The 212-nt window shown below is 42.5% G+C and carries 1 rRNA gene; it reads right to left on the reverse strand.

Features of this window, described 5'->3' with window-relative positions:
- Nucleotides 1-65 precede the first annotated feature (65 nt).
- A 5S ribosomal RNA gene (gene rrf, locus AC2YJL_RS27770) occupies nt 66-181 on the reverse strand.
- Nucleotides 182-212: the final 31 nt, after the last annotated feature.

Here is a 212-nt window from a genome sequence, read left to right on the forward strand (position 1 = left end):
CTATCTTATCAAGTTATTAACGTAATGTCAACAACTTTTTTAAAAGAAAAGAGAGATCTTTTCCAGCCTGGCAACGTCCTACTCTCACAGGGACAAAGTCCCAACTACCATTGGCGCTAAAGAGCTTAACTTCCGTGTTCGGTATGGGAACGGGTGTGACCTCTTCGCTATCGCCACCAGACAAGAGATTGTTCTCTCAAAACTAGATAACT

This window comes from Priestia sp. SRI_019, assembly GCF_057586255.1.